The following is a 22,285-nucleotide window of genomic DNA, read 5'->3' as shown; positions in this document are numbered from 1 at the left end:
CCATGACCAGATCCTCCAGGCGCCGGATCGGCCGCAGCTTCTTCTATGTGCTGGTGGCGGCGATCATCGTCTACACGGTGTTCCCGTTCTACTGGGCGGTGATCTCGTCGCTGAAGAGCGGCCAGCAGCTGTTCGGCACCGACCTGGTGCCGCCCTCGCCGACGATCGACAACTATGTCAGCGTGTTCCGCGAGCAGCCCTTCCTGACCAACATCGTCAACTCGCTGATCGTCGCCGGGTCGACCGTGCTGATCTGCCTCCTGCTGTCGGTCAGCGCCGCCTATGCGCTGGGCCGGGTGCGGTTCCGTGGCCGCAGCACCATCCTGATGCTGACGCTGGCGGTGTCGATGTTCCCGCAGGTGGCGGTGCTGACCGGGCTGTTCGAGCTGGTGCGCTGGGCCGGCCTGTACAACCAGCTCGGCTCGCTGATCCTGAGCTACATGATCTTCACCCTGCCCTTCTCGGTCTGGGTGCTGACCACCTTCATCCGTGAGCTGCCGCGCGAGCTGGAGGAGGCGGCGATCGTCGACGGCGCCAAGCCGTGGCAGATCCTGGTGCGGGTGTTCCTGCCGCTGCTCGGCCCGGCCCTGGCGACCACCGGCCTGCTGGCCTTCATCGCCGCCTGGAACGAGTTCCTGTTCGCCCTGACCTTCACCCTGACCAACGAGGTGCGGACGGTGCCGGTGGCGATCGCCCTGATCTCCGGCGCCACCCAGTTCGACATCCCGTGGGGCAACATCATGGCGGCGTCGGTGGTGGTGACCGTGCCGCTGATCGTGCTGGTGATGATCTTCCAGCGCCGCATCGTCTCCGGCCTGACCGCCGGCGCGGTCAAGGGGTAGGGCGGGCTGTGCCGAAACGTCCAAAGCCCATCGGATTGATGCTTAAAGGCTGGGCAGAAGCCCGCCATCGATCCGGATGTTGGTGCCGGTAATGTATCCTGCGACCGGGCTGGCGAGGAAGGCGACGGCATCCGCAATCTCTTCCAGCCGGCCGACCCGACCGACAGGGACCTGGGCGAAGATCGGAAGAACGGCACGCTCGATCTCCTCCCACGGCGCGTCTTCATCCGCCATGCCGCCCTGCGCCGCAGCTTCACGGAAACGGGCATCGAGCGTGGAACTATGTATGGTGCCGGGAGAGATGGCATTGACCGTCACGCCGTCGGCCGCCACCGCCTTCGCCATGGAGACCGTCATGGCGTTCATGGCGGCCTTGCACGCCGAGTAGTCCGGCGCAGATGGTGGCGGCATCATTGCCGCCAAACTCGAAATATTGATGACGCGGCCCCACCTGGCTTGCTGCATCTTGGTCAACAACCGCGTGGTGACCCTGAGGGCCGCCAATACGTTGCGATCATAGGCGGTCGCCCATGAGGCGGGCTGAGTGTCTATCCAGCTCTCTCTTGAGCCACCCGACCCGCCGGCATTGTTGACCAGAATATCGATGGCGCCGGCCTGCTCTTCCGCCTCCTCTATCAGCCGTTGAACTTCGTCATCACGCGTGAGATCTCCGGCAACGGCGTGAGCGCGTCCGCCTTGCGCGATGACGGCATGGGCGACCCGCTCCGCCTGAGCCCGGTCGCGTCCATGAACGACGACGATCGCCTTCTCGCGCGCGAGTGCATGGGCAATAGCTTCGCCGATCCCTTTGCTGCTGCCCGTGACAAGCGCCTTCTTGCCGTCCAATTGCAAATCCATCGCCGAAAACCCACTCTATGCCGTTGATGGTTGCATAGGTCGATTGAGACGATGGGCGAGACAAGTACGCACTTTAAGGTGCCTGTCGCCACTGAGGACCGGACTGTCTGCCTCGGGCCGGAGGGCTCGGTAGCGCACGTGACGCGCGTGGTCCGGATGATCCAGGGGCGTTGGAAGCTGCCGATCCTCTTCCGCCTCTACGCCGATCCATCGATGCGCACCTCCCGGTTGAGGCGGGATTTGCCGGGCATCTCTCAGAAAATGCTAACGCAGCATCTTCGCGAACTGGAGAGCGACCGCCTTATCGAGAGGATCGACTTTGGCGAAAAGCCGCCACGGGTCGAATATCAATTGTCGGAGGCGGGTAAAGGCCTGCTGCCTGTGCTGATAGCGACGCGCAATTTTTCAGCCAGCCACCCCGCCTAGGCCCTGGGGCGCGCCCCTACTCCACCAGCGCTTCCTTGGCGTGCTGAGCCGCGCCGCTGCGCAGCGGCCGCTCCTCCATCAGCAGCAGCCAGACGAAGCCGAGGGCGAGGCCGGCGGCGGCGGCCAGGAACATCCAGTGGAAGGCGCCGACCAGCCCTTCGCGCATCGCCGGGGTCAGCGCACCGAGGGTCTCGGGCGACCGGCCGCCGCCGATCGCGCTCAGCACGATGGCGCCGAAGCCGGCGACGACGATGGCGCTGCCCAGCGAGCGGAAGAAGTTCATGCAACCCGTGGCGGTGCCGAGCTGATGCATCGCCACCGCATTCTGGATCGAGATGGTGGTGACCGGCAGCACCGTGCCGAGACCGAGGCCGACGGCGGCGAGCGCGACCTCGACCACCCACAACGGCAACCCGTCCGGATAGGCGGCCAGCCCGACCAGCGCCGCCGCGGCGATCACCAGCCCGACCAGCGGCGTGCGCTTGTAATGGGTCATGCGCGCCATGAAGCGGCCGGCGATGTTGGCGCCGGTCACGGTGCCGGCCATCAGCGGCATCAGCGCCAGGCCGGAGTTGCTGGCCGACAGGCCGACCACGCTTTCGAGATAGACCGGGACGTAGATCGACAGGCCGATGAAGCTGCCCATGACGCAGAAGGCGGCGGCGGTGCCGGTGCCGACCACCTGGTTCGACATCACCGCCAGCGGGATCAGCGGCTCGGCCGCGGTCAGCAGGCGCGCGGCGAACAGCACCCACAGCACCAGCGAACCGGCGAACAGGCCGAGGATCTCGGCCGAATCCCAGGGGTAGCGGGTGCCGCCCCAGGTGAGCGCCAGCATCGCCGCCACGGTGGCGCCGACCATCAGCACGGCGCCGAGCACGTCGAGCCTGTGTCGGCGGTCGTGCCGCGGCAGCCGGCGCAGTGCGCCCCAGACCATCCAGAAGGCGCCGAGGCCGAGCGGCAGGTTGATCCAGAAGATCACCGACCAGTGCAGATGGTCGGCGATCAGCCCGCCCAGCACCGGCCCGACCACGCTGGAGGTGACGAAGACGCTGGCGATGTAGCCCTGGTAGCGCCCGCGCTCCTTCGGCGAGACCACATCGGCGATGATGGTCTGGGCCAGCGAGATCAGCCCGCCGCCGCCGAGGCCCTGCAGCGCCCGGGCCAGGATCAGCGCCAGCATGGTCGGCGCCAGGGCGCAGGCGACCGAGCCGATGATGAACACGCTGATGCTGACCAGCAGCGTGATGCGCCGGCCGTGGATGTCGCTGAACTTGCCGTAGAGCGGGGTCACCGCGGTGGCGGCCAGGAGATAGGCGCTGACCACCCAGGATAGGTGCTCGACGTCGCCCAGCTCCTGTCCGATGGTCGGCAGCGCCGTGGCCACGATGGTCTGGTCGAGCGCGGCCAGCAGCATCGCCAGCATGATGCCGATGATGATCGAACGGACAGTGGCGTGGTCGAGCGGCGCCGGGACGGCGACCGCCGGACTGTGTGCGGACATGATGCAGCGTTCCGAAGCGGGGGCGGAATGCGAAGCGCCGGCGGCGGCGAAGCGCGCCCCGAGCCCCTCTAAACTTCGCCCAGCGAGGTTGTCGTACAAGAGCGCTGTCGGCAGTGCTGCCATCGTCGCGTGGCATGGGGTGGCCGCGGCATTCCTTCCCGCCGATCCCGGTTTCCCGGGCGCGGCACTTGGTCTAGGGTGCGGCCATGATCGACCAGACCGACACGCAGGCCGTCGCCAAGGCCGAGAAGGGCCCGTTCCTGCGCCTTGCGCTCGAGGCCGGGCCTCTTCTGATCTTCTTCGTCGCCAACCAGGTGGTCGGCGCCATGCCGGCGATCGCGGTCTTCATGGCCGCGCTGGTGGTGGCGGTCGCGCTGTCGGTCCGGCTCGAACGGCGCTGGCCGATCATGCCGATGGTCAGCTGCGTCTTCGTGCTGATCTTCGGCGGCCTGACGCTGTGGCTGAACGACGATCTGTTCTTCAAGCTGAAGCCGACGGTGGTGAACCTGCTGTTCGCCGCCATCCTGTTTGCGGGCCTCGCCACCGGCCGCAACTTCCTGAAGCTGATGATGGGCACCGTGTTTGAGCTGACCGAGCAGGGCTGGCGCATCCTGACCTGGCGCTGGGCGGTGTTCTTCGTGGTGCTGGCCGTGATCAACGAGATCGTCTGGCGCAACTTTTCGTTCAGCTTCTGGGCCGGTTTCAAGCTGTTCGGCATCCTGCCGCTGACGCTGGTCTTCGCCATGGCGCAGATGCCGGTGCTGATGCGGCACCAAGTCAAGCCGGCGGAGTGACGATGCAGCCGGCCGATCCCCTGCGTCATGTCGAGCACTGGGTGTTCGACCTCGACAACACGCTGTACCCCGCCCGCAGCAACCTGTTCGCCCAGATCGACCGGCGCATGGGCGAGTACATCCGGTCGCATTACGACCTGCCGGAGGCCGAGGCCAAGGCGCTGCAGAAGCGACTGTTCCGCGACTACGGCACCACCCTGCGCGGACTGATGAACGAACGTGAGATCGACCCCGGCCCGTTCCTGGAATTCGTCCACGACATCGACATCTCGGCGATCGGGCCGAGCCCGACCCTGGCCGCGGCGCTGGCCGACCTGCCGGGCCGCAAGATCGTGTTCACCAACGGCTCGGTCCGCCATGCCGAGCGGGTGCTGGGCCGGCTCGGAGTGGTGTCGCAGTTCGACGGCATCTTCGACATCGTCGCGGCCGGCTATGTGCCGAAGCCCGATCCCGGCCCCTACCGGGCGATGCTCGACCTGTACGGGCTGGCGCCGCAATCGACGGCAATGGTCGAGGACATGGCCCGCAACCTGCTGCCCGCGCATCAGCTGGGCATGACCACGGTGTGGGTGCGCACCCCGTCCGACTGGGGCCAGCCTTTGCCCGGCGACGGCCATATCGACATCGCCGTCGACGACACCGCCGAATGGCTGGCCGCGGTGGCAGCGGCGCGGCGCAGCTGACGGCTCAGCTCATCCGCACGCCTTGAAGCTGCCGGGCTGCTGGCGGGTCCAGGTGTCGGTGCGGCCGAGCAGGCTGATGCCGACATAGCCGCGCAGGTCCAGCGTGTCCGGCCCGGTCAGGTGCATCTTGGCGTCATAGGTCTTGCCGCTCTTCGGGTCGTAGATCGTGCCGTCCTCCCACTCCGTGTCGGAGGCCTGGGTGAAGCTGTGCAGCATGATCAGCCTGCACAGCGGCTTGCCGCGCTTGCTCTCGTCCGGGTTGTTCACGTCGGTGGCCGGAGCGTCCGGCGGCAGCGCCGCGATCAGGCCGCAGATGCCCGTATTGCAGTCGGTGATCTGGATCACCGAGCGGCCGTCCCCGGTCCGCCAGAAGCCCTTGATCCCCTCAGTGGCCGAGGCAGACGAGGCCAGGGCCAGGACGAAGCCCGTGGCGAGAACGGCGCTGCGGATGGTCATGGGCACCCCCATATCTGTCTTGTTGCTTCTCCGTCGAGGATGCGGCCGGGCCGGATTCCTGTCCATCGTCCCGATTTGCACCGCGGGGAGGGTGACAACTTTGAAAATTATTCCAGCTTTTGCCTCGGTTTGCCCTCGGCTATGGTCCAGCGTCGGCCGAGAGGGCCGCCGGCCGAAGAGCCGGATGACGGAGATGTGAGAGATGAGCGCGCCGCGGACACTGTTCGACAAGATCTGGGACAGCCATGTCGTCCACCGCCAGGATGACGGCACGTGCATCCTCTATATCGACCGCCACCTCGTGCATGAGGTGACCAGCCCCCAGGCCTTCGAGGGGCTGCGCCTGGCCGGCCGCAAGGTGCGCCAGCCGCAGGCCACCCTGGCGGTGCCGGACCACAACGTGCCGACCTCGGACCGCGCCGGTGGCATCGCCGATGAGGAGAGCCGGATCCAGGTCGAGACGCTGGAGAAGAACGCCGCCGATTTCGGCGTGCCGATCTTCACCATGAACGACATCCGCCAGGGCGTGGTCCACATCATCGGGCCGGAGCAGGGCTTCACCCTGCCGGGCACCACCATCGTCTGCGGCGACAGCCACACCTCGACCCATGGCGCCTTCGGCGCGCTGGCCTTCGGCATCGGCACCAGCGAGGTCGAGCATGTGCTGGCCACCCAGACGCTGCTGCAGAAGCCGGCCAAGAACATGCGCATCACGGTCGAGGGCGACCTGCCGCTCGGCGTGACCGCGAAGGACATGATCCTGGCGATCATCGGCACCATCGGCACCGCCGGCGGCACCGGCCATGTCATCGAATATGCCGGCGAGGCGGTGCGCGCCCTGTCGATGGAAGGCCGGATGACGGTCTGCAACATGTCGATCGAGGCCGGCGCCCGCGCCGGGCTGATCGCGCCGGACGACACCACCTTCGCCTATGTGAAGGGCCGGCCGATGGCGCCGAAGGGCGAGGCCTGGGACCAGGCGGTCGAGTACTGGCGCACCCTGCCGTCGGACGAGGGCGCCCGCTACGACCGCGAGGTCGTGCTGAAGGCCAGGGATATCGTGCCGATGGTCACCTGGGGCACCAGCCCCGAGGACGTGGCGCCCATCACCGGCATCGTGCCGGATCCGGACAAGGCGCCGGACGCCAACAAGGCCAGCGCCTGGCGCCGCAGCCTGGACTATATGGGCCTGAAGCCCGGCCAGCGCCTGAGCGAGGTGCCGGTCGACAAGGTCTTCATCGGCTCCTGCACCAACGGCCGGATCGAGGATCTGCGCGCCGCCGCCGCGGTGGCCCGCGGCCGGCACGTGGCCGACAGCGTCTACGCCATGATCGTCCCGGGCTCCGGCCTGGTGAAAGAGCAGGCCGAGGCCGAGGGGCTGGACCAGGTGTTCAAGGACGCCGGCTTCGACTGGCGCGAGCCCGGCTGCTCGATGTGCCTGGCGATGAACGCCGACAAGCTGTCGCCGGGCGAACGCTGCGCCTCGACCTCGAACCGCAACTTCGAGGGCCGGCAGGGCCGCGGCGGGCGCACCCACCTGGTCAGCCCGGCCATGGCCGCAGCCGCGGCGATCGCCGGCCACCTGACCGATGTGCGCGAGTTGAACTGATCCCCACCTGTCATTGCCGGGCCTGACCCAGCAATCCAAAGAGCGTCGACACCTCCTGGATGCCCGGGTCAAGCCCGGGCATGACAGGGAAGGTGCGCCCATCGCCCGCGGAGCCCCCCGCCATGTCCGCACCGGCCGAGGCCGCGCGCAAATTCGATCCGGCCCGCGCCGGCGAGTATGAGGTGCAGAGCCGCATCGCGCTCGCCGGCTACGACGCCTGCCACGAGCTGTCGGCCTGCATGCTGGCCGCCATCCTGGGCTCCGGCGGTGCGGCGGAGATCCTGGTCGCCGGCGCCGGCGGCGGGGCGCGCGAGATCGTCACCGCCGGGGCGCTGGAGCCGGGCTGGCGCTTCACCGCCGTCGACCCGTCGCAGCCGATGCTGGACCTGGCCGCCGCCCGGCTGCGCGAGGCGGGGCTGGACGGGCGGACCGAGATCGTGCTCGGCACCGTCGACGACCTGCCGGCCGAACGCCGCTTCGACGCGGCGACGCTGATCGGCGTGCTGCACCACCTGCCCGGCGACGACGCCAAGCGGGCGATCCTGCGGTCATTGGCCGACCGGCTGAAGCCGGGAGCGCCGCTGATCCTGGCCGGCAACCGCTTCGCCTATGCCAGCAAGCCGCTGCTGCTGCAGGCCTGGCGTCAGCGCTGGCGGATGCACGGCGCCGGTCCCGAGGAGGTACAGGCCAAGCTCGGCAAGATCCTGCAGGGCGCCGACCCGCCGGCCTCCGAGGAGGCCATCGCCGACCTGCTGGCCGAGACCGGCTTCGGCCCGCCGACCGGCTTCTTCTCCAGCCTGTTCTGGGGCGCCTGGTTGGCAAGGCGAGTGTGATAGGCTGGGGCCGCCGACCTTCGAGAACCCCGCCATGGCCGACCGGCTGACCGAGACCAGCAAGTTCCTGAGCTACGTCCTGCGGCACGAGCCGCAGGCGATCGGCTTGGCGCTCGACGGCGAGGGCTGGGCCGGGATCGACGCGCTGATCGCCGCCGCAGCCGCGAAGGGCCGGGTGCTGGACCGGGAATTGGTCCGGGCGGTGGTCGACACCAACGACAAGAAGCGCTTCGCGATCAGCCCGGACGGTGCGCGAATCCGCGCCGTGCAGGGACATTCGACCACAGAGGTGGCGATCGCCTATGCGCCGGTGGAGCCGCCGGAGCAATTGTTCCACGGCACGGCGACCCGGTTCCTGGCCTCGATCCGGGCGGAGGGGCTGGTCGCCGACTCCCGCCACCACGTGCATCTGTCGCCGGATGCCGAGACCGCGACGGCGGTCGGGCGCCGCCACGGCCAGCCCGTGGTGCTGACCGTCGCCGCCGGCACGATGCATCGGCAGGGCTTCGTCTTCCACCGGGCCGACAACGGCGTGTGGCTGACAAAGGCGGTGCCACCGGTGTTCCTGGGCGAGGACTCGGCCTCTCTCCCATGACCGTCATGGCGAGCCCCGCAGGGGCGTGGCCATCCAGAGATCGAGCCGCTGGATCGCCACGTCGCTTCGCTCCTCGCGATGACGCAATTAGATCGATCTCTGTGGGCGGCCTCTAAGCGTGGCCCGCTTCGCCCGACAGCATGGTCGGGTCGACGCCGAGCTTGGCGATGGCGCGCTCCCACTTCACCGACAGATCCTCGCTGAACAGGATGTCGGAATCGCAGGGCACGGTGAGCCAGCCATTGGCCTGGATCTCGGCGTCGAGCTGCCCGGCGCTCCAGCCGGCATAGCCGAGCGCCAGCAGGTGGCGGCTCGGCCCCTCGCCGCTGGCGATCGCCTGCAGCACCTCGAGCGTCGAGGTCACCGCGACATCGCCGACCACCACCGTCTTCTCGGCCCGGTAGTCGGTCGAGTGCAGCACGAAGCCGCGGCCCGATTCGACCGGGCCGCCGAACTGCACCCGGGTGCTGCCCAGCAGGTCGCCATGCGGGATGCCGAGCTGGTCAAGCAGGGTCGGGAAGTCGATGCTCGACAGCGGCTTGTTGACCACCAGCCCCATTGCCCCCTGGTCGTTGTGGGCGCAGAGATAGATCACCGTGCGGGCGAAGGGTGGCGCGACCAGGGTCGGCATAGCGATCAGCAGCTGCCCCGCGAGGTAGCTGCCATCCGCCGGCACCTTGTCGCCCTTGGAGGATTTCGCCCGTCTCATACCGACCACTGCTCCGTCTTTCTTTCCGGCTGCGACACTAGGCTAACCCGCGTCGATCTGGTTTCGAACGACTATATAGGCCAAAGAAAGGCAGTTTCATGGTGCCGGAGATTCGATGACTCCTAGGCTCGCAGTCCTTGTGGCCGCCGCCTTCGGCCTCGCCGCAATGGCCGGACCGGGCGCGGCCGGAGCCGCCGAGACGCCGTGGCAGAACGCCAAGGGCGCGTCGGCGCGGCTGGTCACGGCGGTCGACGGCACCGGCACCCTGGGCGAGATCCCGGCCGGGCTGCACATCCGGCTGGAGCCGCATTGGAAGACCTATTGGCGGTCCCCCGGCGATGCCGGGCTGCCGCCGGCGCTGGACTGGGCGGGCTCGACCAATCTCGGCACCGCGACCCTGGCCTATCCGGCGCCGCACCGGTTCCAGCTGTTCGGCCTGGAGACCTATGGCTACGAGACCGAGGTGGTGTTCCCGCTGACCCTGCCGGTGGCGCAACCAGGACAGCCGCAGCACCTGGCCCTGACCGCGACCGTGCTGGTGTGCAGCGACATCTGCATCCCCGCCAATTTCAGCTTCACGCTCGACCTTCCGGCCGGCGCGGCGACGCCCGACCCGGCCGCGGCCAACCTGATCGACCGCTACGCCAATGCCGTGCCGGGCGACGGCAGCGCCGCCGGCCTCGCCATCGGCCCGGTCGCCGCCACCGCCGCCGGCCCGAATGGGGGCTTGCGGATCGAGGCGACGGCGCGCGAGCCCTTCGAGGCGCCGGACCTGTTCGTGGAGGGCGCGCCGGGCGACGCCTTCGCCGCGCCGCGCATCACCACCAGCGAGGGCGGCCGCAGGCTGGTGGCCGAGATCGACCGCATCCAGGCGGTGACCGATCCGCCGGCCGCGCTGACCGGCTCCCCGCTGGTGCTGACCCTGGTCGACGGGCCGCGCAGCGTCGAGGCCGAGGCGACGGTCGGGGCGGCCGTGGCCGCGGCGCCCGAGGCCGCTGCCTGGTTGTCGATCCTGGGCGTGGCCCTGCTGGGCGGGCTGATCCTGAACCTGATGCCCTGCGTGCTGCCGGTGCTGTCGCTGAAACTCCTGTCGATCGTCAGGCTCGGCGGCGTCGAGGCCGGGACGCCGCGGCGGCAGCGGCTGGGCCTCTTGGCCACCGCCGCCGGCATCGTCGCCTCCTTCCTGGTGCTGGCGGCTGGCGCCGTCGGGCTGAAGGCGGCGGGCGCCTCGGTCGGCTGGGGCCTGCAGTTCCAGGAGCCGGTGTTCCTGGCGGCGATGGCGGTGATCGTCACCCTGTTCGGCGCCAACCTGCTGGGCCTGTTCGAGGTGGTTCTGCCCGGCCGCGCCATGGACGCCGCGGCGCGGGCCAGCGGCACCGGCCGGCCGGAGAAGGAGGGCCTGGTCGGCCCGTTCCTGACCGGCGCCTTCGCCACCCTGCTGGCCACCCCCTGTTCCGCCCCCTTCGTCGGCACCGCGCTGGGCTTCGCCCTGTCGCGCGGCCCGGCCGAGATCGGGACGATCTTCGCCGCGCTCGGCATCGGCATGGCCCTCCCCTATCTGCTGATCGCCGCGGTGCCTGGCCTGGCCCGGCTGCTGCCGCGACCGGGCCGCTGGATGATCTGGGTCAAAATGGTGCTGGGCCTCGCCTTGTTCGGCACGGCGACCTGGCTGCTCTCGGTCCTCGCCGTGCAGGTGCGGCCGGCGGCCGCCGCCCTGGTGGCGGCGGTGCTGGCGGCAATCGTCCTGGTGCTGTGGCTGCGCCGGCGCGGCGGGATCGCGATCCGGCGGCTGGGCGCCGCCGCCGCCGTGGTGCTGGCCCTGGCCGCGGTGCTGCTGCCGCTGCGCTTCGACCGGTCCGATGCGGCGACGCCGCAGGCCGCCTCGGCGATTCCCTGGGCGCGGTTCGACCGGTCCGCCATCCCCGGCCTGGTGCGCGAGGGCAAGGTGGTGTTCGTCGACGTCACCGCCGACTGGTGCCTGACCTGCAAGGTCAACAAGCTGCTGGTGATCGAGCGCGACCCAGTGGCCGCGGCCCTGGGCGAGGCTGGCGTGGCGCCGCTGCTGGCCGACTGGACCAATCCCGACCAGGCGATCGCCGATTACCTTGCGGCGCATGGCCGCTACGGCATACCGTTCAACGCCGTGTACGGGCCAGGGGCGCCGGACGGGATCCTGCTGCCGGAGCTGCTGAGCACCGAGGCGGTCCTGAGCGCCCTGAAGCAGGCCCGCGGCGCGAGTTCATGACATCCGGCCGGCACGGCCGGCCCCTCGGATTCTGGCGGAGAGAACACCCATGACGATCAAGGTTGGCGACCGCATCCCCTCGGTCACGCTGAAGTATCTCGGCAAGGAGGGCATGGCCGAGATCAAGACTGACGACCTGTTCAAGGACAAGACTGTGGCGCTGTTCGCAGTCCCGGGCGCCTTCACCCCGACTTGCTCGGCCAAGCACCTGCCCAGCTTCACCGGCAATGCCGAGGCGCTGAAGGCCAAGGGCGTCGACCAGATCGTCTGCCTGTCGGTCAACGACCCCTTCGTGATGAAGGCCTGGGCCGACAAGAACGAATGCGGCGACACGGTGTTCATGCTGCCGGACGGCAATGCCACCCTGACCAAGGCGCTGGGGCTGGAGATGGACGGGTCGGGCTACGGCCTGGGCACCCGGTCGCAGCGCTTTGCCCTGATCGCCAAGGACGGCGTCGTCACCCATCTCGCCGTCGAGAAGCCGGGCGCCTTCGAGGTGTCGAGCGGCGAAGCGATCCTCGCGGCGCTGTAATCCGTCCCCGTTCTGTCATCGCCGGGCTTGACCCGGCGATCCAGGGGCCACCGAGAGCGGCATCGAGATTTCCTGGATGCCCGGGTCAAGCCCGGGCATGACAGGATAAGGAAGCCGGCAAGCCTTTACGCCGGATCCGTCTCGGTCGTGATCCGCACCCCGAACTGCTCGAACCGCGCGATCGCCGCCTCGGGCGTGACCAGCGTCTCGGGCAGGGCCAGGCCGCCGGTCGGCAGCGGCAGCCCATCCAGGCCGAGCACGCGCTCGGCGACGACCAGGGCGCCCAGCGCCGTCATATGGTCCACCCCCTTCGGGTCCGACACCAGGACTCGCCGCCGCGCGGGCTGCCCCGACCGCAGCACCCCTGCGATCTCGATCAGCGCCTCATGCGAGGCCCTGCCGCCGTCCCGGGTGCCGATCGATTCGCCCATGCCGAAATCGAAGCGGATGTCGGGGGCGCCGGTGAGCGCCGCCAGGCTGGGCACATCCAGCGCGGCCAGGGGCCGCACCGTCGCTTCGAGCCCGTCGGCCAGGCGAAGGACGCGGCTGTGCTCGCCGCCATCGACCCAGGCCCATTGCCCGGTCCGGCGCAGCAGGGCACGGCCGGAGAAGGCCTCGGCATCGGCGGCGCTCATCGGCCCGACCGCGTCCTGCTCATCGTACAGCGCGGCCATGGCAGCGGAGTCGACCCGGGCAAACTCCGCGACCGCCCGCCGGGCCACCAGGATCGGCACCCCGGCCGCCCAGTGCCCCGCCAGCACGATCGGCCGCCGCGGCGGCGCATGCAGCGCCGCGAAGATCGCAGGCCCGGTCTCCTCCACCACCTTGGTGATGCCGATATGGGCGGCGCCCTGCGCCAGGGCGGCGTGGATCAGCGCGTCGCTTCGGTCCTGCAGCGCCGCCACGATCAGGTCGACCGGCCCGAGATCGGCCAGCGCCGCCGCCGGATCGGCGACGTCGAGCCGCAGCGTCTTCGCCCCGATCTCGCGGGCCAGCGCGGCGCCGGAGTCCGGCGACCGCCCGGCCAGGATGATGTCGAGATCCGGCGCCAACTGGCGCAGATATCGGGCGACGGTGCCGCCGACCGCCCCATAGCCGCCGGCGATCAGGACTCGCTGAACCATGACCTTCCCCTTCTCCAGGCCGCCGGCACAGGCGCGGCGGCATTATTACTAATAGTAACTTACTATTAGTAATATGGAGCGAGGGTGGTCGGGTTCAAGCGGTTTGGGTTCGCACTATCCCCTTTTGTCATTGCCGGGCTTGACCCGGCAATCCATATGTGGACGGCCCCCTGCCTGCAAGGCATTTGGGCATGGTCAGGGAGCGGATCGCTAGCATCCATATGTCCGGCCTGTTGAGTGCGGTCGCGATGACCGCTGGCCAAGATGATATCCACGGCGGGAGTTCCAGACAGGGGCGAGACGTTGAGGCGCCACTGGATTGCACGGAGTGTCTCCCGGCTTGGATCGATCGATCCCAATCATCTGCTCGTCAGCTTGCAGGTCCGGCCTCAGCGGGAGCGGGCGAGCCCGTGAGGGCTCCCGCTCGCCGCGGAGCTCTCAGGCGCCGAGGGTTGCGGCGGCGGGTTGGGGGCGATAACGCTCGCCGGAGACCATCAGCTTCCAGGCGATGCGGGCGATCTTGTTGGCCAGCGCCACGGCGGCGAGCTTGGCCGGCTTGCGGGCGACGAGATCGAGCAGCCAGGGCGGGGCCGAGCGGCTGGTGCCGCGGCTGACCTGCCGGATCACGGAGGTGGCGCCGACCACGAGCTGGCTGCGCAAGGCCTCGTCGCCGGCGCGGGTGATGCCGCCGAGCCGCTGCTTGCCGGCGGTGTTGTGGTTCTTGGGCGTGAGGCCGATCCAGGCGGCGAAGTCGCGGCCGGAGCCGAAGCGCTGGGGCTCGGGCGCCCTCAGCACCAGGATGGTCGCGCCGACCGGCCCGATGCCGGGGATCTCGGCCAGGCGACGGCTCGCCTCGCCCTGCCGGTGCCAGGCCATCAGCCGGGCGTCGGCGGCCTCGACCTGCACCTCGAGCCGGGCATGCTCGCAGGCCAGCTCGGCGAACAGGGCCCGCGCCGTCTCCGGCACCGTCGGATCTTCCTCGATCCGCCGCAACAGCGCCGTGATCTTGGCCGGGCCCTTGGCGGCGACCAGCCCGAACTCGGAGGCATAGCCGCGGATCGTGTTGATCAGCTGGGTCCGCTGCCGCACCAGCCGTTCGCGCAGCCCGGCCAGCATCAAAGCCGCCTGGGTCTCGGCGCTCTTCACCGGCACCAGGCGCTGCCGCACCTTCGGCCGGCTCATCGCCTCGCAGATCCCCTCGGCATCCGCCGCGTCGGTCTTGCCGCGCGGCACGTACGGCTTGACGTATTGCGGCGGGATCAACTCCACCTGATGGCCCAGCGCCTGCAGCTCCCGAGCCCAGTAGTGCGATCCACCACAGGCCTCCATCCCCACCCGGCACGGCGGCAGCTTGGCGAAGAACTTCAGCACGTCCTGACGCCGCAGCTTCTTCCGCAGCACCACCTGCTCCGCTGCATCCACCCCGTGCAGCTGGAAAACACTCTTCGACGTGTCCATCCCAATGCGCGTAATCTCGGTCACGGACGGCCTCCTTCGATGAGATCTTTGACAGCCTCATCCTGGCACACTGATGCCGTTCGGGGGCCGTCCACCTCATCAGGGGCCGGGGCCACCAGAGCGGCCTCGACATTTCCTGGATGCCCGGGTCAAGCCCGGGCATGACATGGTGTGAGAATGGGGAGAGCGGAAAGCCGGCCGTCCGGATCAACCCTCGACCGGCGTCAGGCCGCGGCCGTGCTCGCGCAAACCCTTCCGGGCCAGCTCGTCGACCCGCTCGTTCTCGGCATGGCCTGCATGGCCGCGGGTCCACTCCCAGCGGACCTTGTGCGGCACCGTGGCGGCGTCGAGCCGCTGCCACAGGTCGATGTTCTTCACCGGCTTGCGGTCGGCGGTCACCCAGCCGCGTGCCTTCCAGCCCTTCAGCCACTGCATCAGGGGCCGGGGCCACCAGAGCGGCCTCGACATTTCCTGGATGCCCGGGTCAAGCCCGGGCATGACATGGTGTGAGAATGGGGAGAGCGGAAAGCCGGCCGTCCGGATCAACCCTCGACCGGCGTCAGGCCGCGGCCGTGCTCGCGCAAACCCTTCCGGGCCAGCTCGTCGACCCGCTCGTTCTCGGCATGGCCTGCATGGCCGCGGGTCCACTCCCAGCGGACCTTGTGCGGCACCGTGGCGGCGTCGAGCCGCTGCCACAGGTCGATGTTCTTCACCGGCTTGCGGTCGGCGGTCACCCAGCCGCGTGCCTTCCAGCCCTTCAGCCACTGCATCACGCCGTTGCGGACATACTGGCTGTCGGTGGTCAGCACCGCGTCGACCGGGCGCTTCATCGCCTCCAGCGCCTGGATCGCCGCCATCAGCTCCATCCGGTTGTTGGTGGTCAGCGTCTCGCCGCCATAGAGCTCGCGCTCGGTCTCGCCCATGCGCAGCAGCACGCCCCAGCCGCCGGGGCCGGGATTGCCGCTGCAGGCGCCGTCGGTGAAGATCTCGACCCTCGGCAGCTTCATCGGCTTCTTCGTCGTCGCAGCGGTGTCGGTCACGGGTCGATCCCATAGGCGGCTACGCTGGTGACCTGCTGGTGGAAGCGCAGTTTGCGCCAGTATTCGAGCGGATCCTTCGGCCGCACGAAGGCGCCCGGCGGGTGGTTCAGCCAGTCATAGAGGCGGGTGAGGAGGAAACGCAGCGCGTTGCCGCGCGCCAGGACCGGCAGCGCCGCGACCTCGGCCGGCGACAGCGGCCGCTCGGCCCGATAGCCCGAGAGCAGCGCCCGCGCCTTGGTGACGTTGAAGGCACCGTCCGGTTCGAAGCACCAGGCGTTCAGGCAGATCGACAGGTCGTAGGCCAGCATGTCGGTGCAGGCGAAGTAGAAGTCGATCAGCCCGGACAGCCGGCCGTCGCGAAAGAACACGTTGTCGGGGAACAGGTCGGCATGGATCAGGCCCACCGGCAGGTCGGTCGGCCACTGCGCTTCGAGGAAGGCGAGCTCGCGGGTGATGCCCTCGGCCAGGCCCGGCGCCACGGTGTCGGCGCGATCGGCGCAATCCGCCACCAGCCGGCGCCAGCCATCGAGCGACAGGTTGTTCGGCCGGGTCATCGGAAAATCGGCCCCGGCGGCGTGCATCCGGGCCAAAGCCGGGCCGAGCGCCTGACAATGCCAGGGCTGGATCCGCTTCGGCCACAGCCCGTCGAGGAAGGTGACGATCACCGCCGGCCGCCCGGCGAGGCGGCGCAGCGCCTGGCCGTCGCGGGCGGCGACGGGCTGCGGGCATTCGATGCCGCGCGCCGCCAGATGCTGCATCAGGCCGAGGAAGAAGGGCAGGTCGGCCTCGGCCACCCGCTTCTCGTAGAGCGTGAGGATATGCGGCCCGGCCGTGGTCACCAGCAGGTAGTTGGAGTTCTCGACACCCTCGGCGATGCCCTTCAGGGACAGGACGGTGCCGATGTCGTACTCCGCCGCGAAGGCGGCGACATCCTCGTCGGTGACTTCGGTGTAGACGGCCATGGAGCGCTCGGATGAAAGCGGCTGAGCCAGACTTCATAGAGCGCAGGGGACGGCTTGTCGAAGGAAGAGAGTGGTGCGCGATACATCAGCAGGACCGGCAAAACGGAAAGGGCGGCGGCAGGCTCGCCGGCCGATGCCGGGAGACCTGCCGCCGCCCTTTCGCTGCTGTCGGCAGAGGCGGCTCAGCGGCGCGGGTTGGGATAGGTGGGACCGTGCGAGCTCTGGAGCGCGCTCGGGCCGTGCTCCGACTGCAGGCCGGTGCGGGCTTCGGCGGAGACGGAAGCCGCAACGCCCACGGCGATCAGGACCGCCAGGCCGACGGGACGTGCGATCTTCAGGACAGACATGATGGGCTCCTTTGGTGAATGAGATGGTGAATGGGTACAGCGGGATGCCGTGCTTCTGACGAGCGCCCGGAGGCTTCCTTGCGGAGGCTTACCGCCTCCCGTGACCGCCGCCATGGCCGTCGTGATCGTGGTCATGCCCCCCGAAATCGTGGCCGACCGTACCGCGGTCGGCGCCGTTCTCGCCGTGATCGAAGGAGGGAACGGACATGTCCGCGGTGTCGGCAGATTCGGCCTGCGCCATCTGCGGCGGGATCACATAATGCTCGGACTGCAACCCGGTGCGGGCGAAAGCCGGCCCGGCGACAGCCGTTCCGAGCAGGAGCAGGGCCACGAACCCCGCGGGGCGGGGATGCCTGAGCAGAACCATGATGGACCTCTTCAACCAGATCCGGAGCGGCCCTTCGGGCCGGCTTGCCGGTCGCGTCGTGTATTCTTTCTGAGTCCTGCGGAACGCCGGCGGTCCGGGCTGAGCCCGCTGCCGCGATCGCGGCAGCGTCGTGCGTTTCCGCACTGCAGCATATGGGCGGCAACGGCGGCGGCGGAATTACCCTTACGGGATTTTAACAAAGAGCTAATCCAGATCTAATATTCGCCATTCTTACCAAAAATAAAACTGCTGCGTCATCCTGTCCTCTGCTGAACTCCCCTCATTGACTCCCCAATTGGGCAAAGTCACCTTTCGTCGTTCGTTCAGCAGCGAGAGGCAGGCCCGAGACGCACCGGGCCAGCCGAAGACCGGGAGGAGACGTCGATCGCGGGCGCTGCGGCCGTCATGGCCGCGGCGCCCGTGTCTCTCTCGATTGCCTGCCCGCCGGAGAGATGCAGATGCCCCTTGTCGCCCGCCGGACGGTGCTGCGGATCGGCACCCCGATCGCCCTTGTTCTGGTCTGCGCCGCCGTGCTGGTCGGGCGCGAGCTGCGCGGCAGCGCCGCCTCGGCCGCGCCCGAGGCACCGCCCCCGACGGTGCCGGTCGAGGCGGCGGCGGCGCAGCGCCGCGACGTCCCGGTCTTCCTCACCGGCCTCGGCACCGTCCAGGCGCTGAACACGGTGACGGTGAAGAGTCGGGTCGACGGCGAGCTGCAGACTGTGTCCTTCCAGGAAGGCCAGCATGTGAATGCCGGCCAGGTGCTGGCGCAGATCGACCCGCGGCCGTTCCAGGCGGCGCTGGACCAGGCCAGGGCGACCAAGGCCAAGGACGAGGCGCAGCTCACCAACGCCCAGCTCGACCTGCAGCGCTTCCAGAACCTGCACCAATATGCGACGGCGCAGAGCGTCGACACCCAGAAGGCGCTGATTGCGCAGCTGCAGGCGCAGATCGAGGGCGACCAGGCGGCGATCGACAGCGCCGCCACCCAGCTCAGCTACACCACCGTCACCTCGCCGCTGAACGGCCGCACCGGCATCCGGCTGGTCGACCAGGGCAACATCGTCCACGCCACCGACACCGGCGGCCTGGTGGTGATCACCCAGCTGCACCCGATCACGGCGATCTTCACCCTGCCGGAGGAGCAGTTGCCGGAGATCTCGGCGGCGATGGCCAAGGGCCCGCTGACGGTCTTCGCCGACACCCGCGGCGACGACAAGCCGCTGGACCAGGGCACGCTGGAGCTGGTCGATAACCAGATCGACCAAGCCACCGGCACGATCCGCCTGAAGGCGACCTTCCCGAACAAGACCAACCAGCTGTGGCCCGGCCAGTTCGTCGATGTCCGGCTGCTGCTGCGCACCGAGCAGAACGTGGTCACCGTGCCCTCCACCGCGATCCAGCGCGGGCCTGACGGGCTCTATGTCTACGCCGTGAAGCCGGACGCCACGGTCGAGCTGCGCCCGGTCGGCATCGGCCAGATCACCGACGGCACCGCGGTGGTAGAGACCGGCCTCGATGCCGGCGCCAGCGTCGTCACCGCTGGCCAGTACCGGCTGCAGCCGGGCACCCGGGTGCAGACCCGCGAGGCCGCCGCCACCCGGCCGAGCGCCTGACCATGAGCATCTCGGCCCCCTTCATCCGCAAGCCGATTGCCACCTCGCTGATCATGGCCGGGGTGCTGCTGGTCGGCTTGGTCGCCTATCCGCTGCTGCCGGTGGCGCCGCTGCCGCAGGTCGACTTCCCGACCATCCAGGTCTCGGCCCAGCTGCCCGGGGCCGACCCCACCACCATGGCCTCGTCGGTGACGGCGCCCTTGGAGCGGCAGTTCGCAGAGATCCCCGGCGTGTCGCAGATGACGTCCAGCAGCACGCTCGGCAACAGCGCGATCACCCTGCAGTTCGACCTCGACCGCAACATCGACGCCGCGGCCGGCGACGTGCAGACCGCGATCAACGCCGCCGGCGGGCAGCTGCCGAAGAACCTGCCCTCGCCGCCGACCTACCGCAAGGTCAACCCGGCCGACTCGCCGATCCTGGTGTTCGCGGTCCATTCCGACACGCTGCCGCTGACCACGGTCGACGACTATGCCGAGAACGTGCTGAGCCAGAACATCAGCCAGGTGCCGGGCGTCGCCCAGGTCACCATCGGCGGCCAGCAGAAGCCGGCGGTGCGGGTGCAGGTCGACCCGCAGAAGCTGGCAGCGCTGGGCATCGGGCTGGAGGACGTGCGCGGCGTCATCGCCGACGCCACCGCCGACAGCCCGAAGGGCAGCATCGACGGCGCGACGCGGACCTTCACCATCTACGACAACGACCAGGAGCTGAAGGCCGAGCCCTGGAACAATGTCATCATCGCCTACAAGAACGGCGCGCCGGTGCGCATCCGCGACATCGGCCAGGCGGTGGAGGGGCCGGAGAACGACAAGCTCGCGGCCTGGTCCGGCGGCCAGCGCGCGGTGCTGCTGATCGTGTTCAAGCAGCCCGGCGCCAACGTCATTGACGTGGTCGACCACGTCAAGTCGCTGCTGCCGCAGCTGCAGGCGGCGATCCCGCCGGCAGTCAAGGTCGACATCCTCAGCGACCGCACCACCACCATCCGCGCCTCGGTCGCCGACGTCCAGTTCACCCTGCTGCTGACCATCTGCCTGGTGGTGATGGTGATCTTCGTGTTCCTGCGCAGCTTCTGGGCCACGGCGATCCCGAGCGTGACCGTGCCGCTGGCGCTGGTCGGCACCCTGGCGCTGATGTACGCCTTCGGCTACAGCCTCGATAACCTGTCGCTGATGGGCCTCAGCATCGCCGTCGGCTTCGTCGTCGACGACGCCATCGTCATGCTGGAGAACATCCACCGCCATATCGAGGAGGGGTTGTCGCCGGTGCAGGCGGCGCTGAAGGGCGCCGGCGAGATCGGCTTCACCATCTTCTCGATCAGCCTGTCGCTGGTCGCCGTGTTCATCCCGCTCTTGCTGATGGGCGGCATCGTCGGCCGGGTGTTCCGGGAATTTGCCGTCACCGTGACCATGACCATCCTGGTCTCGGCGATCGTGTCGCTGACCCTGACCCCGGTGATGTGCTCGAAGTTCATGAAGCACGACACTGGCAAGCACGGCCGCCTGTACCGGCTGTCGGAGCGCGGCTTCGACCTGATGCTGGCGGGCTACCGCCGGTCGCTCGACGCGGCGCTCAAGCACCACCGCGTCACCCTGGCGGTGTTCCTCGCGACCATCGCCACCACCGGCTACCTCTTCGTCGTCATCCCCAAGGGCTTCTTCCCGCAGCAGGACACCGGCCTGATCATGGGGACGTCGGAGGCGGCGCAGGACATCTCCTTCGCCGAGATGAGCCGCAAGCAGGTCGAGCTCGGCAAGATCGTCGCCGCCGATCCGGATGTCGACACCGTCGGCATGGCGCTCGGCTCCAGTGGTGGCCAGACGCTGAACAACGGCCGCCTGTTCATCACCCTGAAGCCGCGCGACGAGCGCCAGGCCTCGGCCGCACAGATCATCGACCGGTTGCGGCCGCAGCTGGCCAAGGTCGAGGGTGCAGCCCTGTTCCTGCAGCCGGCCCAGGACATCAACATCGGCGGCCGGGCCAGCCGCACGCTGTATCAGTACACCCTGCAGGACGCGAATATCGACGAGCTGAACCAGTGGGCGCCCAAGGTCTATGAGAAGCTGAAGACCCTGCCGCAGCTGCGCGACGTCGCCACCGATGAGCAGACCGGCGGCACCACACTGACGCTGGACATCGACCGCGACGCCGCCGCCCGCTACGGCATCCAGCCGCAGCTGATCGACGACACCCTCTACGACGCCTTCGGCCAGCGCCAGGTGGCGCAGTATTTCACCCAGGTGAACAGCTACCATGTGGTAATGGAGGTGCTGCCCCAGCTGCAGGACAAGCCCTCGGCGATCGACCGGATCTACATCAAGTCGCCACTGACCGGGGAGCAGGTGCCGATCAGTGCGCTGGCGCATTGGACCACGCGGCCGACGGCCTTCCTGTCGATCAACCACCAGGGCCAGTTCCCGGCGGTGACGCTGAGCTTCAACCTGGCGCCGGGCGTGGCGCTGGGCGACGCGGTGGCGGTGATCCAGCAGGCCGAGCAGGAGATGGGGGTGCCCGCCTCGCTGACCGGTGCCTTCCAGGGCAACGCCCAGGCCTTCCAGTCGTCGCTGGCCAGCGAGCCCTACCTGGTCGCGGCCGCCTTGATCGTCATCTACATCATCCTCGGCGTGCTCTACGAGAGCTACATCCACCCGCTGACGATCCTGTCGACCCTGCCCTCGGCCGGCGCCGGCGCGCTGGTGATGCTGATGCTGTTCGGCTTCGACTTCAGCGTCATCGCGCTGATCGGCGTCATCCTCTTGATCGGCATCGTCAAGAAGAACGGCATCATGATGGTCGACTTCGCCATCCAGGCGGAGCGCGACCAGGGGATGACGCCGTACGAGGCGATCCGCCAAGCCTGCCTGATGCGCTTCCGCCCGATCATGATGACGACCATGGCGGCGCTGCTGGGCGGCCTGCCGCTGATGCTGGGCTCCGGCACCGGGTCGGAGCTGCGCCAGCCGCTGGGCTACGCCATGGTCGGCGGCCTGATCCTGAGCCAGGCGCTGACCCTGTACACGACGCCGGTGATCTATCTGTATCTCGACAAGCTCCGGGTCTGGCTGGCGAGCCGCCGGCCGCAGGGCGGCGCAATGGCGCCGCACCTGGCCCCCGAGGCCGCGCCGTCTGCTGGGGAATGAGGCGGCGGGACTGCTACAGGTTCCCTCCGCCTTCCCCGCACTATCACCCAAATCCCCGGTCAGTGCGGAGAGATCGGTCGGAGGTGCAGACGCAACAGCCATTCGACGGATCTCCTGGCCGGCGCGATGGCGCCGGCCAGGATACCCGAAC

At 69.0% G+C, this 22,285-nt stretch carries 21 protein-coding genes and 1 pseudogene; 11 read left to right on the top strand and 11 right to left on the bottom strand.

The annotated features are described in order from the left end of the window. The first annotated feature begins 2 nt into the window (after positions 1 to 2). Positions 3 to 842, top strand: a complete 840-nt coding sequence (locus QFZ27_RS11155; protein WP_429226417.1) for a carbohydrate ABC transporter permease — start codon at positions 3 to 5, stop codon at positions 840 to 842. Between the two features lie 42 nt (positions 843 to 884). On the opposite strand, the gene QFZ27_RS11150 is transcribed toward QFZ27_RS11155, so the two are convergent. Next, positions 885 to 1,700: an SDR family NAD(P)-dependent oxidoreductase gene (locus tag QFZ27_RS11150; protein WP_429226415.1), complete on the bottom strand. Its 816-nt coding sequence runs from the start codon at positions 1,698 to 1,700 to the stop codon at positions 885 to 887. Positions 1,701 to 1,838: 138 nt separating this feature from the next. Between QFZ27_RS11150 and QFZ27_RS11145 the strand changes: the two genes are divergently transcribed. Beyond that, positions 1,839 to 2,126 (top strand): winged helix-turn-helix transcriptional regulator, encoded by a 288-nt coding sequence (locus tag QFZ27_RS11145; protein ID WP_429226413.1) that lies wholly within the window; start codon positions 1,839 to 1,841, stop codon positions 2,124 to 2,126. A gap of 16 nt (positions 2,127 to 2,142) precedes the next feature. On the opposite strand, the gene QFZ27_RS11140 is transcribed toward QFZ27_RS11145, so the two are convergent. Then, positions 2,143 to 3,630 (bottom strand): MDR family MFS transporter, encoded by a 1,488-nt coding sequence (locus tag QFZ27_RS11140; RefSeq protein ID WP_429226411.1) that lies wholly within the window; start codon positions 3,628 to 3,630, stop codon positions 2,143 to 2,145. Positions 3,631 to 3,836: 206 nt separating this feature from the next. Between QFZ27_RS11140 and QFZ27_RS11135 the strand changes: the two genes are divergently transcribed. Both QFZ27_RS11135 and QFZ27_RS11130 read left to right on the top strand, forming a co-directional pair. Next, on the top strand, positions 3,837 to 4,424 hold the full coding sequence (locus tag QFZ27_RS11135; RefSeq protein WP_429226409.1) for a septation protein A: 588 nt from the start codon (positions 3,837 to 3,839) through the stop codon (positions 4,422 to 4,424). 2 nt (positions 4,425 to 4,426) lie between these two features. Then, positions 4,427 to 5,107 (top strand): pyrimidine 5'-nucleotidase, encoded by a 681-nt coding sequence (locus QFZ27_RS11130; RefSeq protein ID WP_429226407.1) that lies wholly within the window; start codon positions 4,427 to 4,429, stop codon positions 5,105 to 5,107. Between the two features lie 9 nt (positions 5,108 to 5,116). Here the strand turns inward: QFZ27_RS11130 and QFZ27_RS11125 are convergent, their stop codons facing one another. After that, the gene (locus tag QFZ27_RS11125; protein ID WP_429226405.1) at positions 5,117 to 5,563 is read right to left on the bottom strand and encodes a DUF2147 domain-containing protein; all 447 of its coding nucleotides are present in this window, start codon (positions 5,561 to 5,563) and stop codon (positions 5,117 to 5,119) included. Positions 5,564 to 5,765: 202 nt separating this feature from the next. Here QFZ27_RS11125 and leuC point away from each other — a divergent pair, with 202 nt between their 5' ends. From leuC to QFZ27_RS11110, 3 genes are all read left to right on the top strand, one after another. After that, complete coding sequence (leuC, locus tag QFZ27_RS11120) at positions 5,766 to 7,172, top strand: 3-isopropylmalate dehydratase large subunit (RefSeq protein ID WP_429226403.1); 1,407 nt, start codon at positions 5,766 to 5,768, stop codon at positions 7,170 to 7,172. 122 nt (positions 7,173 to 7,294) lie between these two features. Next, positions 7,295 to 8,005 (top strand): SAM-dependent methyltransferase, encoded by a 711-nt coding sequence (locus QFZ27_RS11115; protein WP_429226402.1) that lies wholly within the window; start codon positions 7,295 to 7,297, stop codon positions 8,003 to 8,005. A gap of 34 nt (positions 8,006 to 8,039) precedes the next feature. Next, on the top strand, positions 8,040 to 8,600 hold the full coding sequence (locus QFZ27_RS11110; RefSeq protein ID WP_429226400.1) for an RNA 2'-phosphotransferase: 561 nt from the start codon (positions 8,040 to 8,042) through the stop codon (positions 8,598 to 8,600). 112 nt (positions 8,601 to 8,712) lie between these two features. Here QFZ27_RS11110 and QFZ27_RS11105 read toward each other — a convergent pair whose 3' ends face one another. Next, positions 8,713 to 9,309: a YqgE/AlgH family protein gene (locus QFZ27_RS11105; RefSeq protein ID WP_429226398.1), complete on the bottom strand. Its 597-nt coding sequence runs from the start codon at positions 9,307 to 9,309 to the stop codon at positions 8,713 to 8,715. 115 nt (positions 9,310 to 9,424) lie between these two features. On the opposite strand from QFZ27_RS11105, the gene QFZ27_RS11100 reads away from it, so the two are divergent. Together QFZ27_RS11100 and QFZ27_RS11095 are read left to right on the top strand one after the other, a co-directional pair. Continuing rightward, positions 9,425 to 11,554, top strand: a complete 2,130-nt coding sequence (locus tag QFZ27_RS11100) for a protein-disulfide reductase DsbD family protein (RefSeq protein ID WP_429226397.1) — start codon at positions 9,425 to 9,427, stop codon at positions 11,552 to 11,554. Between the two features lie 49 nt (positions 11,555 to 11,603). Next, the gene (locus tag QFZ27_RS11095; protein ID WP_429226395.1) at positions 11,604 to 12,086 is read left to right on the top strand and encodes a peroxiredoxin; all 483 of its coding nucleotides are present in this window, start codon (positions 11,604 to 11,606) and stop codon (positions 12,084 to 12,086) included. Between the two features lie 125 nt (positions 12,087 to 12,211). Here QFZ27_RS11095 and QFZ27_RS11090 read toward each other — a convergent pair whose 3' ends face one another. The 7 genes and pseudogenes from QFZ27_RS11090 to QFZ27_RS11060 form a co-directional block, all read right to left on the bottom strand. Next, the gene (locus QFZ27_RS11090; RefSeq protein ID WP_429226393.1) at positions 12,212 to 13,210 is read right to left on the bottom strand and encodes a saccharopine dehydrogenase NADP-binding domain-containing protein; all 999 of its coding nucleotides are present in this window, start codon (positions 13,208 to 13,210) and stop codon (positions 12,212 to 12,214) included. A gap of 438 nt (positions 13,211 to 13,648) precedes the next feature. Continuing rightward, positions 13,649 to 14,692, bottom strand: a complete 1,044-nt coding sequence (locus QFZ27_RS11085) for an IS110 family RNA-guided transposase (protein WP_429226392.1) — start codon at positions 14,690 to 14,692, stop codon at positions 13,649 to 13,651. A gap of 183 nt (positions 14,693 to 14,875) precedes the next feature. Further along, positions 14,876 to 15,097, bottom strand: a pseudogene (locus QFZ27_RS11080) (RNase H family protein); the annotation flags it as partial. A gap of 113 nt (positions 15,098 to 15,210) precedes the next feature. Further along, complete coding sequence (gene rnhA / locus QFZ27_RS11075; RefSeq protein WP_429232442.1) at positions 15,211 to 15,675, bottom strand: ribonuclease HI; 465 nt, start codon at positions 15,673 to 15,675, stop codon at positions 15,211 to 15,213. 29 nt (positions 15,676 to 15,704) lie between these two features. Further along, the gene (locus tag QFZ27_RS11070; protein ID WP_429226391.1) at positions 15,705 to 16,670 is read right to left on the bottom strand and encodes a homoserine kinase; all 966 of its coding nucleotides are present in this window, start codon (positions 16,668 to 16,670) and stop codon (positions 15,705 to 15,707) included. A gap of 182 nt (positions 16,671 to 16,852) precedes the next feature. After that, a complete protein-coding gene (locus QFZ27_RS11065) occupies positions 16,853 to 17,017 on the bottom strand; it encodes a hypothetical protein (protein WP_429226390.1) in 165 nt (54 codons plus the stop codon). An 88-nt stretch (positions 17,018 to 17,105) separates the two neighbouring features. Further along, on the bottom strand, positions 17,106 to 17,384 hold the full coding sequence (locus QFZ27_RS11060) for a hypothetical protein (RefSeq protein ID WP_429226389.1): 279 nt from the start codon (positions 17,382 to 17,384) through the stop codon (positions 17,106 to 17,108). A gap of 458 nt (positions 17,385 to 17,842) precedes the next feature. On the opposite strand from QFZ27_RS11060, the gene QFZ27_RS11055 reads away from it, so the two are divergent. After that, positions 17,843 to 18,997: an efflux RND transporter periplasmic adaptor subunit gene (locus QFZ27_RS11055; RefSeq protein ID WP_429226388.1), complete on the top strand. Its 1,155-nt coding sequence runs from the start codon at positions 17,843 to 17,845 to the stop codon at positions 18,995 to 18,997. 2 nt (positions 18,998 to 18,999) lie between these two features. Then, entirely contained in the window at positions 19,000 to 22,134 is a 3,135-nt protein-coding gene (locus QFZ27_RS11050) for a multidrug efflux RND transporter permease subunit (RefSeq protein WP_429226387.1), read from the top strand. The last annotated feature ends 151 nt before the right edge of the window (positions 22,135 to 22,285 follow it).

Source organism: Inquilinus ginsengisoli (genome assembly GCF_050434925.1).
Taxonomy (GTDB): domain Bacteria; phylum Pseudomonadota; class Alphaproteobacteria; order DSM-16000; family Inquilinaceae; genus Inquilinus; species Inquilinus ginsengisoli_B.
The sequence above is the reverse complement of the archived record's forward strand: the minus strand, read 5'-3'. Positions and strand labels throughout refer to the sequence as shown.